At 69.2% G+C, this 16,148-nt stretch carries 14 protein-coding genes and 1 tRNA gene; 10 read left to right on the top strand and 5 right to left on the bottom strand.

Translation table 11 applies throughout. The features are described 5' to 3' along the window. The first annotated feature begins 315 nt into the window (after positions 1–315). Positions 316–2,580 carry a transglycosylase domain-containing protein gene (locus PZB75_RS17730; RefSeq protein ID WP_275536284.1) on the top strand — a complete coding sequence of 755 codons (2,265 nt, stop codon included), beginning with the start codon at positions 316–318 and terminating at the stop codon, positions 2,578–2,580. A gap of 266 nt (positions 2,581–2,846) precedes the next feature. Here PZB75_RS17730 and PZB75_RS17725 read toward each other — a convergent pair whose 3' ends face one another. Further along, positions 2,847–3,314, bottom strand: a complete 468-nt coding sequence (locus tag PZB75_RS17725) for a GatB/YqeY domain-containing protein (RefSeq protein ID WP_275536283.1) — start codon at positions 3,312–3,314, stop codon at positions 2,847–2,849. A 79-nt stretch (positions 3,315–3,393) separates the two neighbouring features. Between PZB75_RS17725 and PZB75_RS17720 the strand changes: the two genes are divergently transcribed. From PZB75_RS17720 to PZB75_RS17710, 3 genes are all read left to right on the top strand, one after another. Further along, entirely contained in the window at positions 3,394–4,332 is a 939-nt protein-coding gene (locus PZB75_RS17720) for a metallophosphoesterase (RefSeq protein ID WP_275536282.1), read from the top strand. A 319-nt stretch (positions 4,333–4,651) separates the two neighbouring features. Next, positions 4,652–4,725 (top strand) — tRNA-Pro (locus PZB75_RS17715). A 797-nt stretch (positions 4,726–5,522) separates the two neighbouring features. Continuing rightward, a complete protein-coding gene (locus PZB75_RS17710) occupies positions 5,523–6,467 on the top strand; it encodes a hypothetical protein (protein WP_275536281.1) in 945 nt (314 codons plus the stop codon). Positions 6,468–6,529: 62 nt separating this feature from the next. Here PZB75_RS17710 and PZB75_RS17705 read toward each other — a convergent pair whose 3' ends face one another. The 4 genes from PZB75_RS17705 to PZB75_RS17690 form a co-directional block, all read right to left on the bottom strand. Next, entirely contained in the window at positions 6,530–7,372 is an 843-nt protein-coding gene (locus PZB75_RS17705; protein WP_275536280.1) for a PE-PGRS family protein, read from the bottom strand. A 115-nt stretch (positions 7,373–7,487) separates the two neighbouring features. Further along, positions 7,488–9,017: a LacI family DNA-binding transcriptional regulator gene (locus tag PZB75_RS17700; RefSeq protein WP_275536279.1), complete on the bottom strand. Its 1,530-nt coding sequence runs from the start codon at positions 9,015–9,017 to the stop codon at positions 7,488–7,490. Between the two features lie 45 nt (positions 9,018–9,062). Beyond that, a complete protein-coding gene (locus PZB75_RS17695; protein WP_275538748.1) occupies positions 9,063–9,440 on the bottom strand; it encodes a helix-turn-helix domain-containing protein in 378 nt (125 codons plus the stop codon). A 74-nt stretch (positions 9,441–9,514) separates the two neighbouring features. Then, positions 9,515–9,772: an XRE family transcriptional regulator gene (locus tag PZB75_RS17690; protein ID WP_275536278.1), complete on the bottom strand. Its 258-nt coding sequence runs from the start codon at positions 9,770–9,772 to the stop codon at positions 9,515–9,517. A 482-nt stretch (positions 9,773–10,254) separates the two neighbouring features. Between PZB75_RS17690 and PZB75_RS17685 the strand changes: the two genes are divergently transcribed. The 6 genes from PZB75_RS17685 to PZB75_RS17660 all read left to right on the top strand — a co-directional run bounded on the left by PZB75_RS17685 (position 10,255) and on the right by PZB75_RS17660 (position 16,096). After that, entirely contained in the window at positions 10,255–11,178 is a 924-nt protein-coding gene (locus PZB75_RS17685; RefSeq protein ID WP_275536277.1) for a hypothetical protein, read from the top strand. Beyond that, entirely contained in the window at positions 11,175–11,870 is a 696-nt protein-coding gene (locus PZB75_RS17680; protein WP_275538747.1) for an ATP-binding protein, read from the top strand. The genes PZB75_RS17685 and PZB75_RS17680 overlap by 4 nt, the downstream gene beginning before the upstream one ends. 80 nt (positions 11,871–11,950) lie before the next feature. Continuing rightward, positions 11,951–13,252, top strand: coding sequence for a hypothetical protein (locus PZB75_RS17675; RefSeq protein WP_275536276.1), 1,302 nt, complete (start codon positions 11,951–11,953; stop codon positions 13,250–13,252). Between the two features lie 48 nt (positions 13,253–13,300). Next, on the top strand, positions 13,301–13,747 hold the full coding sequence (locus PZB75_RS17670) for a hypothetical protein (protein ID WP_275536275.1): 447 nt from the start codon (positions 13,301–13,303) through the stop codon (positions 13,745–13,747). A 113-nt stretch (positions 13,748–13,860) separates the two neighbouring features. Beyond that, positions 13,861–14,391: a plasmid mobilization relaxosome protein MobC gene (mobC, locus tag PZB75_RS17665; RefSeq protein ID WP_275536274.1), complete on the top strand. Its 531-nt coding sequence runs from the start codon at positions 13,861–13,863 to the stop codon at positions 14,389–14,391. Positions 14,392–14,395: 4 nt separating this feature from the next. Next, positions 14,396–16,096, top strand: coding sequence for a mobilization protein (locus tag PZB75_RS17660; protein WP_275536273.1), 1,701 nt, complete (start codon positions 14,396–14,398; stop codon positions 16,094–16,096). Positions 16,097–16,148: the final 52 nt, after the last annotated feature.

The raw sequence follows: 16,148 nt of genomic DNA, 5'->3' as shown, positions 1-16,148 counted from the left end.
GACGTTACGGAAGGCAGCGCAGGCACAACACCCCCTTCGGGCCCAATCTTGAATGGCCCGAACGGACTATGCGTACGCGACAGATCACCCAGAGGAGTGACGGGAGGACATGCCGGACCTACCCTGCGAAACACGGACCGTTCGATTCATCCACAACGGACGTTCGATGACACATGCGGCGCATTCGGGAGCGCCGTAAGTGCGGCTTGAACCGTGCAGGGGGCTTGCTGCGGAACGGTGCTGCTGTGACAGTTGTGAGCAGCCTAGGCCAAGGCATATACGTGTGTCCGGCGAATGAGAACGTAGGCTGCCCCCATGCCAAAGAAGCGCTCGGGCGGGGGTCTCACGACGACCCAGCAGGCCGCCAAGTTCGTCGGTGTCGCAGTGCTTTCGGGGGCCGTGCTCGCGGGTATCGCGCTGCCCGCCGCCGGAGCCCTGGGTCTAGCCGCCAAGGGAACGGTCGAGGGATTCGACGAGATTCCGGCCAATCTCAAGACGCCGCCGCTGATGCAGCGCACCAAGATCCTGGACAACGAGGGCGGCACGATCGCCACGGTCTATTCGCGCGACCGGACCGTCGTACCGCTCGAGGACATGTCCCCGTACCTCCAGAAGGCGATCGTCGCGATCGAGGACTCGCGCTTCTACGAGCACGGGGCCGTGGACCTCAAGGGCATCCTGCGCGCGATGAACCGCAATGTGCAGGCCGGCGGGACGGCCCAGGGCGCGTCGACGCTCACCCAGCAGTACGTGAAGAACGTGTTCGTGGAGGAGGCGGGTGACGACCCGGACAAGGTCGCGCAGGCCACCCAGCAGACGATCGGACGCAAGGTCCAGGAGCTGAAGTACGCCATCCAGGTCGAGGAAGAGCTCGGCAAGAAGAAGATCCTGGAGAACTACCTCAACATCACGTTCTTCGGGCAGCAGGCCTACGGGGTCGAGGCCGCGTCCCAGCGGTACTTCTCCAAGCACGCGAAGGACCTGAAGGTCGAGGAGGCCGCGCTGCTGGCCGGTCTGGTCCAGTCGCCGACCCTCTACGACCCGGTGAACAACCCGCAGACGGCGCTCAAGCGCCGCAACACCGTCCTTCAGCGCATGGCCGATGTGCGGGACATCTCGCAGGCCGACGCGGACAAGGCGAAGGACGTACCGATCACGCTGAAGATCAAGCGGCCGAGGAACGGCTGTATCACCGCTGTCAGCGGGGCCGGTTTCTTCTGCGACTACGTCCGCGAGGTCTTCCTGACCGACCCGGTCTTCGGGGAGACCAAGGAGGAGCGCGCCAAGGTCTGGAACCAGGGCGGCCTCACGGTCCGCACCACGCTGGACCCGCAGGCCCAGGAATCCGTACAGGACTCCATCAAGAAGCACGTCTACAAGTCGGACCCGGTCGCGACGGCCGTCTCGATCGTCGAGCCGGGCACCGGCAGGGTCCTCGGCATGGGGCAGTCGCGGCCGTACGGCTTCGGCAAGGACGAGACCCAGATCAACCTCTCCGTCGACCAGAAGATGGGCGGCGGCGCGGGTTACCAGCCGGGGTCGACGTTCAAGCCGATCGTCGCGGCGGCGGCCCTGGAGCAGGGCATCTCGCCGACGCAGCAGTACCCGTCCCCGTACCAGATGGACTACCCGAGCCCTGTCCAGACCTGTAACGGACCCTGGAACGACAAGGACGTCCCGGTCGAGAACGAGAACGAGTCCGAGGTCGGCCCGTACGGGATGAAGGAAGCGACCGCCAAGTCGGTCAACACCTACTACGTACAGCTGATCAGCCAGATCGGCGTCTGCCCGGTGACCAAGCTGGCGACGAAGATGGGCGTCGGACGGGCCGACGGCAAGAAGCTCCAGCAGGTCCCGTCGATCACCCTGGGCACCCAGGAGGTGTCACCGCTGACGATGGCGGGCGCGTACGCGACGTTCGCCTCCCGCGGCACGTACTGCACCCCCGTCGCGATCAGCTCGATCATCGGTCCGGACAAGAAGCCGATGGACGTCCCGAAGTCGAAGTGCTCACGGGCCATGTCCGAGCGGACCGCCGACACGATCAACACCCTGCTCAAGGGTGTCGTCGAGGACGGTACGGGCACGGAGGCCGGGCTCCAGAACAGGGCCAGCGCGGGCAAGACGGGTACGACGGACTTCCGCTTCGCGGCCTGGTTCGTCGGCTACACCCCGAACCTCTCCGCAGCGGTCTGGGTCGGAGATCCGCGCCACGACCGGAAGATGACGGACATCACCATCGGTGGCTCGTACTACCCCAAGGTCTTCGGTGGCCAGGTCCCCGGGCCGATCTGGAAGGACGCGGTCACCGGGGCGCTGGACGGCAAGCCGGCCCCCGGGTTCGACACGATCGACATCCCCGACCCGGTGAAGGACCCGGGCAAGGGGAACGGCAGGGGCGGGAAGGGCGACGACGGCAAGCCCGGCGACACCGACCCGGGCACCGGTACCGGCACGCCGTCGGGCGGTCTGCCCGGCGGAAACGGCGGTGACGGGGACGGCAACGACGGGGACGGCGGGGACGGCGGCCATCACGGCCGTCGGGGTGACGACGGCGAGGGCGACACGGACGGCCCCTGAGCCGCGTTCCCGTGCTTGCCTCCCGTTTCCTTCCGTTTCCCTCCCGCTGAAACACATCGCATGTGATCACACAGGAGGGTGGGGCGGTCCCGATCGGCATCGGGACCGCCCCACTTTTTTCCATTCTGTGCCGCCCCCGCAGCGACACAGGTACCCGTACCGGCACAGGCACCCGTACCCGCACCGGCACAGGCCGGACCCGGGCCGCAAGGCACTGGGGCCGGTAGGGGCCGGCAGGGCGAGGGCGTGGGCGCTGTCGGCGCACCTCAGCCGCCGGCGAGGAGCCTCTTCACCTCGGCGGACACCCGGCCGCCCTCCGCGCGCCCGGCGACCTTCGGGTTCACGATCTTCATGACGGCACCCATCGCGCGGGGTCCCTCGGCGCCGCCCGCCTTCGCCTCGTCGACGGCCGCCGCCACGATCGCGCCCAGCTCCTCGTCGGACAGCTGCTCCGGCAGGTAGGCGTCGAGCAGCGCGCCCTCGGCCTTCTCCCGCTCGGCCTGCTCGGTCCGGCCGCCCCGTGCGAACGCCTCGGCCGCCTCGCGGCGCTTCTTGGCCTCCTTGGCGATCACCTTCTGCACCTCGTCGTCGGAGAGTTCGCGCGCCGCCTTGCCGCCGACCTCCTCCTTGGTGATCTCGGTGAGAGTCAGCCGGAGCGTGGACGAGGTCAGCTCGTCACGCGCCCTGATGGCCGTGGTGAGGTCTTCCTTGAGCTTGGACTTGAGCGTGGTCATACGCCGATTGTGGCAGGTACGGACCGGATGACGCCCTCAGGTTTTCCTCGGGAGGTCCGGTGTCTGCGACGATGGACGCATGCGCGCACGGTACGGAGTTCCCCTGAAAATCACGGCAGTCGGCGCAGCGCTCGGCGCGGCCGGTCTTGCCTACGCCGCGGGCTTCGAGGCCCGCTCCTTCCGGCTCCGACGGGTCACGGTACCCGTACTCCCGCACGGGGCGCGGCCGTTGCGGGTGCTCCAGGTCTCCGACATCCACATGGTGAGCGGACAGCGCAAGAAGCGCGCCTGGCTGCAGTCCCTGGCGGGTCTGCGTCCCGACTTCGTCGTGAACACCGGCGACAACCTCTCCGACCCGGAGGCCGTACCGGAGGTGCTGGACGCGCTCGGCCCGCTGATGGAGTTCCCGGGGGTGTACGTCTTCGGGTCGAACGACTACTACGGCCCCAAGCTCCGCAACCCGGCCCGCTATCTCCTGGAGAAGGTCGAGGGCAAGCACGGCCTCAACGGGAACGCCCCGGCGGTCGGCGCGGTCCACAACCCGTGGGAGCCGATGCGGGACGCCTTCGACGCGGCGGGCTGGGTGGGCCTCTCCAACACCCGGGGCCGCCTCAAGCTCGACGGTTTCGAGATCGCCTTCACCGGCCTGGACGACCCGCACATCAAGCGGGACAGGTACGCGGAGGTCTCGGGCGGCCCGGAGAGCGGCGCGGACCTCTCCATCGGCGTGGTCCACGCCCCGTACCTGCGCTCGCTGGACGCGTTCACGGCGGACGGCTACCCCTTGATCCTGGCGGGCCACACGCACGGCGGCCAGCTCTGCATCCCGTTCTACGGTGCCCTGGTCACCAACTGCGACCTGGACACGGACCGGGTGAAGGGCCTCTCCGCCCACGAGGCGAACGGCAACCGCGCCTACCTCCACGTCTCGGCGGGCTGCGGCACCAACCGCTACACGCCGGTCCGCTTCGCCTGCCCGCCGGAAGCGACGCTACTGACGCTGACGGCCGGGGAATGAGGGGCGAGAAGCGAGTCTGCCGGACGGTCGGCGGGTCGGGGGAGGGCGGGACGTGTACGCCGTCGGCCGGCCCCGGCCTCCCGGGGGCCCACCCGTCGCCGCGGGACTGCCGCGCGAGACGCCGGCGCCGGCCTCCCGGGGGCCCACCTCTGGCACCACCTGGCACCACACGGCATCCGCCTCAGCATCCCGTCCCCGGACGCCCGGCATCCGGGCGCTGAGCGGCGCACGCCGCACCGGTCGCGGCGCCCGGAACCGGATTTCGCCTCCCGGCGCGGGTGAGCTAAAGTAATCGATGTCGCCGGGACACCGACGACATCGGGGTGTAGCGCAGCTTGGTAGCGCGCTTCGTTCGGGACGAAGAGGTCGTGGGTTCAAATCCCGCCACCCCGACAGCTGAAACACCAGGTCAGGCCCGGTTCTGAGAGATCAGAGCCGGGCCTGATTTGCTTTGCGACCCGGTTTTGGGAGCCGTTTGGGAGCCAACTGGGTGTGATCTTGGAGATCCGGCTCCCGGTGGCTCCCCGAGGAGCGGCCTTCTGCCTCCACTCGGCGCGGGCGTACGCATCGCGCCCCGGATCATTCACCGCACGGCTTGTGCCGAGCAGACCCAAGACGGTACGACGATTGCCATGCACCCTTGGTCTCCGTTGAATGACCGGCAGCTCGCACTCCTCACCCGCATCGGGGGCGGCACCGACCCCGTCACGTCGGACAGCCCCGAGCTCGCCGTCACGGCTCGCGCGCTCAGGGACCGGGGCTTGGTGACCATGCCCAGGAAGAAGGGGAGGTGGCAGGCGGAGATCACTGACGCGGGGCGCTTCTACCTGGAGCACGGGCATCATCCCGATCGTCCGGAGCTGGCTCCACGCAAGGCTCGCGCAGCGGCGTCTGAAGCCGAGGTGTCGACGGCCTCTGGTCCGTCGCAGGGTGCCGATCTCCCGACCGAGACGAAGCCTGCTCCGAAACGGGCTGTGAAACCTCCGCGTCCGTCGCCGGCGGCTGTCGGGCAGGCGCTCATCGCGCAAGTGCAGGAAGCCGGACGATTCCTTCGGATCCCGAACCCCAGCGAGGCGGAACGGGCTCGGTATCGCAGAGCGTTCGACGCGGCGCGGCAGTGCGCTCCGGAGGGGTACCACCTGAAGTACAGCGGGCGGGCGAAGGGTGACTTCTTCCTTGGCCTGCTCCGGGTGTCAGGCGAGGACGACACCGAGTGGAACCGGATCCGTCTGGCGCGCAGCCGTGTGATCACCGACGTCGAGGACGTGCTCGCCTCGGTCACCAAGGACCACAGCGCCTTCGAGATCTCCGAGGAGGTATTGCCGAGGGTGCTCGCACTGATCCAGCTCCTTGCCGATCAGGCACTCGCGCGGTACGGCGAGATCGCTGTGTCCAAGAAGCGCAGGCAGCCGAGGCCGCTGCTCACTGTCCACGGCAGGACGTACGAGATCAGCTTCCGTGAGCGGCAGAAGCAGGTCCGGTACGTACCCAAGCAGCCGGGCCGACGGACGTATGACTGGCAGCGGGTCACGCCGGCCCACAAGTTCGAGCCGTCCGGCGAACTGGAGCTGCTGGTCAGCGAGAACTCGGGGTACAGCTACGGCTGGAAGAAGGAATGGGCCGACACAGCCAAGAAACCGTTGGAGGAGCAGATCGTCTCAATCTTCCGGGCGTTGAAGGCGCGCGCGGAGGAGCAGGAGCGGACCCGGTTGGAGCGAGAGGCGGAGCAGCGGCGTCTGCGAAAGGAACGTGAGCGCCAGGAGGCCGAGCGTCGGCGGCTGGCGGCGGAGCGTGAGGAGCGTGAGCTGCGGGAATGGGAGGCGACGATCAGTGCGGCTTCGGTCAAGGCGGTTCACGCGGTACGGGCCGAGCACTTCGGCACGGCCCTTGAACAGTGGCGGGCCGCGGGTGAGATCCGGGCGTTCTGCGCCGCGCTGGATGAAATCGCCGCCGCGTCGGAAGATGTCCTCGAAGCTGAGAGGCTGCGTGAGTGGTCGGCGTGGGGGAACGCGGAGGCGGATCAGCTCGACCCCACGACGAACGGCAAGGGTCTGGGCGCCCGCGACTTCAACGCGGAGCCCGACGAAGAAGCAGCTGCGGCCGTTCCTCGACGGCTGGCACCCGGACCGGCCTGAGAAGGAGAAGCCCCAGGCTCAGCCAACGCCTCCGCAGCCGGAGCCAGACCCGTGGCGCGGCGTCATCGACGCACATCAGGATCAAGGGTGGCGATATGGACGCCAAGGTCGCGCTCAATGGTGGAGGCGATGACGCCGTGACCTCGGTCGCGTAGGGCCTTTGCCGCCTTCTCGACGAGTTCTCCGAGCCGGATGACCTCGGCACGCAGGGCGACCAGCTCGTTGTAGCGGTCAGCCTTGTCTTCGCCGCACCAGGCCCGGACGGTTCGCAGGACGGCCGACTCCGCGTCCAGCTTCCGGTCGTCCCGTCGGCTGTAGGAATACCAGGAGGACTGGGCACGCTCCTGCTCGATGCCCTGCTGCTTGCGGTCCACCTCCGGAAGGATCTCATCGGCGAGGCGGCTGGCGACCCGACGGGCGACGCGCTCGGTGACCGGCCACCCGGCCAGGCACAAGCCGTGTCGGTTCTCGTAGACCATGGCGTCGCCGCGGAGTTCAGCGGCGCCCAAGCCGATGAGCGGTGCCGTCTCATCGAGGCGGCTCAGCTCCAGGACCCCGGCGTCAGCCACGGTTCGGCGCAGGCGCAGCCTGTTCTTCGGACGGACGAATCCGAGGATCATGCGGGCGGCCTCGAAATCCGTACTGCCCCGGACGTGGCGAGAGGACTCCGCCAGCGCCAACTCCGCCGCGTCATCCGCGCAGAACGTCTCGGCCTCCGCCCACGGTGCCACGAGAGAGCCGGAACTGACCCACTCCTGCAAGCCAGCGGCATCGCCTTCGAGGAACCTCACGTGGACCCAGCCAGACCTACCGGGGCCGCCCACGCGAACAACCTCCACATGGAGGACCTCGCTGCCCAGGTCCTTCGACCTCGCGCGGTACGCCCAGTGCTCGCCAATCTCCATGTGTCTATTGAGCCAGGTCTACTGGCCCTCTCACCGGGCGTTTGCCATAACACCCGGAGCGAGGTGACCTCCAGGAGGTTGACGCTGCTCCCGCACGGCACAGCCATATTCACCCTTAGGACTCCACAGGCTGACGTGATTCCCTGCGCGCACGTAGGGCATCGCCGAGTACGCGCACTGGTGACGTGGGACTCATCGCCAAGCGAGCGTCGAGTGCCGTCTCCCACTGCTCGGTCAGTCCAAGCATGAGGCGCGTGCGCATCCCGGGGGTGACGTGGGCATAGCGCGCCGAAACGGAGCCGTCGATGTGGCCCATGCGGTCGTCCATGAGGACCTTCTCGGTACCGAGATCCTCCATCACCGTTCGGTGGGTGTGGCGGAGGCCGTGGGGTGTGAGGCCCTTGGCGATCGGTAGCCAGCAGGCGTCGGCCCGGTCGCTGGCGCCGCGCCCTCGGGCAGGGACTCCGGGCCACGGCTCGCTGAGCAGCGGTACGGGGCGAGGTAGCTGCGGTGCCTTCTTCGGATACCAGCCGGAGACAGCCGGCGTGAACAGCCACGTCCCGAATCCGTTTCGGCGCCAGTGGGCTGCGTGCTGCGCCACCGGGCCGCCCCGCACGAAGCCCAGGTCCGCGATGGCCTGCTCCACCTTCGCCCGCTTGGCTTCGGTCACGCGGTCGGGGTGGTTGAGGACGTTGGAGACGGTGCCTGTGGAAACCTCGGCGCGGCGCGCGACGTCGACGAGCTTCGCACCGTGGTGGCCACCGGTGCGGGCCGTGCCCTGGCCCCGGAAGACGTAGGTCCTGCCGTGGCACGGGCAGGGTTTCGGCTTCGTGTGGGCGACGTGGTTGGCGACCAGGGCCGAAAGCCAGTCCATCGCGTCGATGGTGCGGTAGCTGTCGTCCTTGGGCGGGCAGCGCACCATCTCGCCGGTGTCGAGTTCGTACAGCTGCCATTCGACGCGGACGGCCCCAGGGCGGGCGAACTCCGTTTCCAGGCCGACGATTTCACCCCAGCGCATGCCGGTGTAGCCCTTGAGGACGACGGCGACGAACTCGTCGTCGCGGCCAGAGAGCAGGGCGGCGCGCTCGGCGGTCAGCAGGATGCCGAGCGGGTCGGTGACGACCTTCTCCGGGCCGCGGTCGCGGGAACGGCCGGCGCGCTTGCCGCGCCCGCGGCGTCGGGCGGCCGGGTTGGACGTGATCAAGCCCTCGTCGATCGCGTCCTCGAAGATCAGATGGAGCGTCGAGCGCCAGGTCTTGACGCTGGAGGCCGCGTAGACGGCCTTCTCCTTCTTCTCCCACAGGTCGACGTCCGTGCGCAGGATGCCGGCGAGTGCCTTGTCCTCGAAGTCTGGGAGGAGGTGCTCCTCGATGTGGCGCTTGTAGTTCTGCATGGTCGAGGCGGCCAGGTCCTGGGCCTCGTACCAGCGGTTCGCGTACTCGCCGAAGGTCTCCTGGCCGAGTGCCGGGTCGCGCCAGTCGCCGCGCCGGTACTTGTTTTCGGCCTCGCTCGCGGCGCGCTGGGCCTCGCCCTTGGTGGCGAACCGGATCGCCTTGCCGGTGTCGTCGACGACCGTGAGGTGCTTGCCGGGCGCGGTTTTGTACCGGCCGCGCCAGTAGTTTCCGCGTTTCTCCGCGAAACCCAAGTTCCGTCTTCCTCTGCTCTCGGCTTGTGACTGGGCGCGGGCGCACTACGCGACGGTCTCGTACTGGGTGCGGCGCGGCGGTCGGGCCCGCAGACGCCCTGGCGTCGGGGCCGTAGTCGACTCAGGAGGCCGGGCGGCACGAGTTCGCGAGGGAGGGCTTGTCGCTGCCCGACTCGTCGGCGCGCTGCTGACGGATCGCTTCGGGCGCTCTTCGTGGAGGCAGACGATCTCGGCAAGGTGCGCGCCGGTGAAGCGGTAGGCGCGGCCGACGCGGGTGTGCGGGATGAGTCCGCGTCGGGCCCGGTCCTTGACCCACCAGGCGGAGCAGCCGAGGACTTCGGCGACTTCTTCGGGGCGGTAGAGACGAGGCAAGGGGGCTCCGCCCTCGGTGCCGGGAAGGCGTCGTACGAGGGCAGGGGGTATGTCGGAGTGGCGCAAGAAGGGCGGGTCCTTACTGGGTGGGGGCGTGCTCGGTCAGCGGTGCTGAGCGGTCCTCGTCACGTGGCGGTCGGCCTCTGCAGCAGCATGGGAGGCGAGACGAGAAGGGCTTCGGCGATCACGACGAGGCCGTCGGCATCACATCCTCGTTGGGCGCGTTCGATGCGGGACAGCATGGTGTTGGACATCGAGTGGCCGGGGGCGGTCACCCGGCCAGCCAACTGCCATTGTGAAAAGCCTTGTTCTGCGTGGAGGATTCCGATGGTGCGGGCCGCCTGTATTTCAGCGGATCCGACTTCCAATGAGCGTTGGGGCATGACTCCAATTGAAAGGTCCGATCGCCGGTTTTGGTAACCGGCGATCGTCGGCTATGTTGCGCTCGCGCGGTTCGCCGCGAAGTGGGTCGCAAGGGACCGGAAGCGGCTTGGAGCGGGGTGTCGGCCAGGGATCTGACGTGGGATGTTGTGTTGTAGCTTCCTCGTCGGCGGCGTGTCAACGGCTTGCCGATGTGATGCTTCTGGCTCTGCGGTCCGGGCAACTATTTGGTCAACAGCGGATCGCGCCTTAAGGTTTTGCTCCCGCCCGCCACACAGCCCCATTTCCACAGCCTTTCTGCCGTGAGAGATAGGGCCGGATAGGGCTGGACTTGCGCAACGGGGGTGTGGCTATGTTGACGACACCCCCGGAAAAGCAATCGCTTCTCTGCGCGCGTCCGCGCCAATACCCCCTCGAATCCCGCCCGACCGACGGTGAGCCGTACTGTCCACGCACAGGCCACCGAGTGAGGACGTCCCCGCACTTGGCACGAATCCGCACCATCAAGCCCGAAGCCTTCGTCTCCGAGTCCTTGGCCGCCGTCTCCCTGACCGCCGAGCGCACCTTCCTCGGCCTGCTCACCCAGGCCGACGACCAGGGCCGACACCGCGACCACGCCGCGATCATCGCCGGACAGTTGTGGGTCCTGCGCCCGGAGCACACCCCGTCCGAAGTCGAGACGGACCTCGCCCAGCTCGCCGACGCCGGGCTGATCTGCCGCTACAAGGCGCCGGATCACAAGCGGTACCTGCACATCGTCACCTGGGGCCTCCATCAGAAGATCAACCGGCCCAGCAAGAGCCGCCTCCCTGCATGCCCGCATCACGAGGTTCCGGCCGGAGTCACACCGAGCCCAGCCGAGACCGGATTCAGGGAGCCCTCGCTGCCGTCTCACGGAGCCCTCCGCGAGGGCACAAGGGGAATGCGCGAGCCCGCAGCGAATCCGGGTACCGCTTGCGAAACCACAGGTCAGGACGGATTTATGGAGGGCTCCATGAGGGCTCATGGAGCCCTCCCGGAGCCGTCGGTGAACCCTCACTGCCCGGATCTAGGACCTAGGACCATGGATCTAGGAGATACCCCTTCGGGGGGCGCAAGCGCCCACGCGCCCGACACCGTCTCGGCCAAGCAGCTCCTCGGCGAGTACATCGCGGCGTGCAACCACCGCCCGCCGGACGCCTTCCTGAACCATCTCGGCGGACAGGTGCGCAAGCTCCTCGACGAGGGCATCGCCCCCGCCCACCTCCGGGCCGCCCTCGAACGCCACCGGGCCAAGGGGCTGTCCCCGAGCGTCCTGCCCAGCCTCGTCCACGAGGTCATGAACGCCGCCTCCCCCGCCACGCCCGCCGCCCACCGGGCATGGACGAACCCCACGGACGTCGTCGCCGCCTACGGAGATGAACTCTGACCGCTACCCTCGCCCGCGCACCCCAGCGCGTCGGCCCGCTCGCCAACCGGCTCAACACGATCCTCGCCAACCGCGGCATCGACCCCGCCGCTGCCGCCCAGGAGCCGGCGCCCGAGACCGTCACCGCCCTGGAACTCGCCGATGCCCGCATCCCCGCCCGATACCGCCGCGCCCTGGCTGACCACCCCGAGATCGCCACGTGGGCCGACCAGATCGCCCGCACCGGACGCCCCGGCCCGAGCGGACCAGGCATCGCCGAGGGCCCGTCGCTGCTGATCGCCGGCCCCACCGGCACTGGCAAGACCCACCAGGCATACGGCGCCGTACGCGCCCTACTCACCCGAGGCGTCCGCCTGCGCTGGGAGGCCACCACCTCCGCCGATCTGCACGCGCGGCTCCGTCCCCGTGTCGGCCACGACGGCGAACGGGAGCTCCAGACGCTGTCCCGCAGCCCGCTGCTGCTCCTGGACGACCTCGGTGCGGCCAAGACCAGCGAGTGGACCGAGGAGCTGACCTACCGGCTGATCAACCACCGGTACGAGCACATGCTCCCCACCCTCATCACCACCAACCTCCCGACCGCCGAGTTGCGCATCGCGCTCGGCGACCGCGTCACCTCCCGTCTCGCCGAGATGACCGAGCGGGTCATCCTCACCGGCCCCGACCGACGCCGCACCGCGCCCGCCACCTGACAGGTACTCGCCCCCACCGCCCTGCCCGCCCTCGCTTCCGCCTGCCCTCAAACGCGCAGGCCCCTTTGGAGAGCCTCTGCATGACCCCTGGCACCACCACCCTCATCAGCGCCGAAAGCACCGGCATCCCCGTCCTGCCGCACTGGATCCCCGCGCCTGCAGCCATCGCGGTCCTGCTCATCACCCTCGCGCTGGTCACTCGATGGCTGTGGCCGCGCGCCCGCAAGCTAGGCGGCGGAAGGCGGCCTAGCAGCGCCGCCGTCCGGGTCGCCGCCGTCGCCGCGATCGGCTGCACCGCCTACAGCGCGGACACCAGCTGGCGCTTCGCCGCCGACTACCTCGGCATGGGCAGCACCGTCGAGCGCGCCTCCATGTTCGCAGTCGCTGAACTGGCCTTGTTCGCAATGGCATTGATGGCACGCCAGAACCTGAAGGGCCCCAGGCAGGCGCCGGGACCGCCGGGCGTCCTGGTATGGGTGATCACCGGAGGCCAGATCATCCCCGCCTACGCCGAGTCCGGTCCCGTAGGCGGCACGGTCCGCGCCCTGATCGGCCCAGTCATGGCCGCAGTCCTCTGGCACCTGGCCATGGGAATCGAGCTACGCCACCACACCCCCGAGGCCGCCTCACGCAGCCTGCCCGCAATCCTCGGCCGACAGGCACGCGAGCGACTGCTGGCACGCCTGGGCATCCACGACCAAGACGCCGATGCCGCACGACTCATCCGCGAACGCGCCCTGAGCCGGGCCGTCACATTGATCCTCCGCATCGAAGCGATGCCCGAAGCGAAGCGCAACAAGGGACGTGGCCGGCGTGCGACTCGGCGCCTGCACGAAGCGCTGGAGAAGGCCGACGTCGACGGTGATCTCCGCCAGGACGAACTGCTGCTGCGAAAACTCGGGACCCGACAGCAGGCCACACGGTTGGCCTCGCTCCCGCTGCCCGAACGGTGGGAGACGCCCGGAGACCGAGTCAGCCAGCCCCGCACTGCCGCGGCGAAGCGGGCAAGGCCCGAGCGCCCGGAGGGCGTACCGAATCCGGGCGACCAAGGCGTACACCGGTCGGACCGCCCGGAATTCATGGTCCGCCCTCAATCCGCTACTGATGGGGGCACGGACGTGAGCGCGGGCAGAGACGCGGGTGCCGAGCCTGGCGGGAAGCCGGAGCCGGTACGCCCGGGTCGCAAGCCCGACCTGCCGCGGGATGCCCTCATCGCGTACGCGGAGCGCATCTACCGCGAGACGGGGCGCCTCTCTCGTGACTCCCTCAAGGCAGCCGTCCGCGCCGACGGCCACCAGGTCGGCACGGACCTGGCCCAGAGCATCGTCAACACGGTCAAGGCCGAGCAACAGGACTCAGTCCGTACCGGCCACCCCCACTGAACTCTCCCTCGCACCTCTAACCACCCGCCGCTGAAAGGCCCTTCCGCCATGCCCCGCTCGACCACGCCCGCCTGGGACTGCCACAACTGGTCCTGCCCCATCTGCACCGCGCCTGAGCGCGACGAGATGACCCTGCTGCGCTGCGCCATCCTCACTCTGCTGGAGCAGGGACGATGGATGGCTCAGGACGAGATCTCCCTTCCCGACATCCTCTCTGCCGGCGGCCACTACCTGAGCCGACTCAGGATCGGCCCCCTCGGCCAGATCAATGAAGACACCCCGGTGCCCGCCATCGAGCAGTGGGCCTGGCTTGAGGCCGAGCTGCGCCTGGTTGTCGCCCGCGCCGCCGGACTGGATGCCGTCAGCACCCTCGACCCGCGCATCAATGGCGCCCTAGCCTCCGCGGCTTGCCTCCCGGAGCGGCGCCTGGTGGATCTGCTCGACCTCGCAGCCGAGCAGTTCGCCGAGCTCAACACACAACCGCGCGCCGCCTGACCCAACACCCCCGCAACCCCGACACAAGGACATCGCGTCGTGCGCGATCACTACCCCGAATTCCCCATCGCCCAAGAGCAGATGGTCACCACTCCCGTCACACGCGCAGCAAGTTGTCGGGTAAGGAGTCCTTACCCGGCCTCCGCCCCCTCCGGGGCGGAGGCATCCGGCGCCGGGGCGGCACCGGAGTCGGTCGGCCCAGGGGGCCGACCGAGGCTGGGGGTGCCGAACCGTCGCCGAGCGCGCCGCAGCAGCGTACGCCGCGTCGCCGTCTGCGTGACCAGCAGCTGCGCGAGCGCCGCGTCCATCCCCGCTACAACGACGACGAGTTCGCCCTCGTCCAGGGCGCCTCTGCCCTGAGTGGCATGGCGCCTGGTGGCTATGTGGCTGAGTGCTCGCTCGCTGCGGCCCGCGCCGATGACCCCACTGCGGCGGTGGCCGACTACCGCGCCATGGTCAAGGTGCTCATGACCGCCAACGGGCAACTCGGAAAGGTCGGCAGCAACCTCAACCAGCTCACCCACCACCTCAACAAGGACGGCGCCTGGCCCCACCCCGCCGCCGTCCAACAGCTCCTGGACCATATTGAGGCGTCCATCACCCAGCTGGACGCCGCCATCGCCCAGGTCACTGAAGGACGGTGAGCGGGTGATACCCAAGATCATCCTTGGCTCGGGCCCGAAAGCCGCAGGCCGCACGATCGGCTACCTCTTCGGCAAGGGCCGGGCGAACGAGCACACCGACCCGCACCTGGTGGCGTCCTGGAACGGCTTCGCCCCCGACCCCGGCCGCAGCCCTCACCGCGACCCCAAAGCGGTCGAGCGGCAGCTCGTCGCCCAACTCGACCAGCCCGTGAAAATGCTGGGCGACAAAGCACCCAAGGACACCGTGTGGCACTGCCCCGTCCGGGCCGCACCCGAAGATCCGATCCTCACCGACGCGCAGTGGGCGGACATCGCCCGCCGGATGGTGGCCGCCGCCGGCATCGCCCCCGAAGGGGACGATGAAGCCTGCCGCTGGGTGGCCGTCCGCCACGCCGAGGACCACATCCACATCGCCGCCACCCTCGTACGCCAGGACGGCCGCCGTCCCGAGCGCGGTTACGACCAGCGCGCCGTCCAGCGCGAGGCCCGCAAGATCGAAGTCGACTACGGGCTCAGGCGGCTGAATCAGGGCGACGGCACCGGCGCCAAACGCCACACCAGCAAGGAGCACTTCAAGGCCAAGCGCCTGGGCCAGGACGCCACCACCCGCGATGTCCTGCGCCTGCGGGTGCGCCGCGCGGTCGCCGCCGCGTCCGACGAAGCCGAGTTCTTCTCCCTGCTGGAAGCCACCGGCGTGACCGTGCGCCTCAAGCTCGGCCCCTCCGGCGACGCGCTCGGCTGCAACTTCGCCATGCCCAACGACATCAACGACCAGGGCCAGCCGGTGTTCTACGCGGGCTCCACCCTCGCCCCCGACCTGTCTCTGCCCAAGATCCGCAAAGGCCTCGCCACCACCAGCCCCGAACCGGCCCCTGCCTGGCCAGGTGACCCGTGGCACCAGGCCACCGCCGCCACCGAACGCATCCCCCACCACCTCACCCATGGCGACGATCCGACCGCCCAAGGCCAACTGGTCGCGCTCGGCGCCACGCTGGACCTACTGCCGATCGCCGCGCCGGCCGCGCTGAGGTCCGAACTCGAACAGGCCGCCGTCGCCTTCGAGCGCGCCACCCGCTCCCGTATCGCAGCCGACCTCGACAGCACCCGCGTCCTGCGCCGCAGCGTCCAAGCGATCTGGCGCGAGCAGCCCTCGGACGGCGACGGAGCCGGGTTCGCGATGCTCCTGGACACCGTGCTCACGACGGTGGCGTTCGCCATGCACTGGCACCGCACCCACCAGCACGCCCAGCAAGAAGCAGCAGCCGAACAGGCTCTCGTCCACCTGCAGATCGTGTGCGCGCAGGTCGCCGAGCCTGTCCTGACAGGACTCGCGCAACGCGCTCCCAGCCTCCAGATGAAGCACCGCTTCGCCTACCACCTCCAGCAGGCGGTCCCCGAGTACGCCGAGCGCATCCTGGGCGACCCTGCCTGGGACGCGCTGGCCGCCGTGCTCGCCGAAGCGGAGGCAGCCGGACATAACGCGACCGTCGTCCTCGACCAGGCGCTTGGCCAGCGCACCCTGGACGACGCCAACAACCCTGCCCGCGCCCTGACCTGGCGCGTCCGTCGCCTCGGCGAGCGCCACGCCCCCGGACCCCGAGCCCAGGCAGCCAAGGCCCGCAGCACCGCACAACGACCCGGTGTAACGGTGCATCCCGCGGCCGCCGTGCCGCTCCAGCAGCGGTCGCCAGCGCATCGCCGCTGACCAAAACGGGCGCAACATAGACGACGATCGCCGGTTAGCCCAACCGGCGATC

The sequence above is a fragment of the Streptomyces sp. AM 4-1-1 genome, assembly GCF_029167625.1.
Lineage (GTDB): Bacteria > Actinomycetota > Actinomycetes > Streptomycetales > Streptomycetaceae > Streptomyces.
Note: the sequence above shows the minus strand (reverse complement) of the source record. Positions and strands in the feature narration are given on the sequence as shown.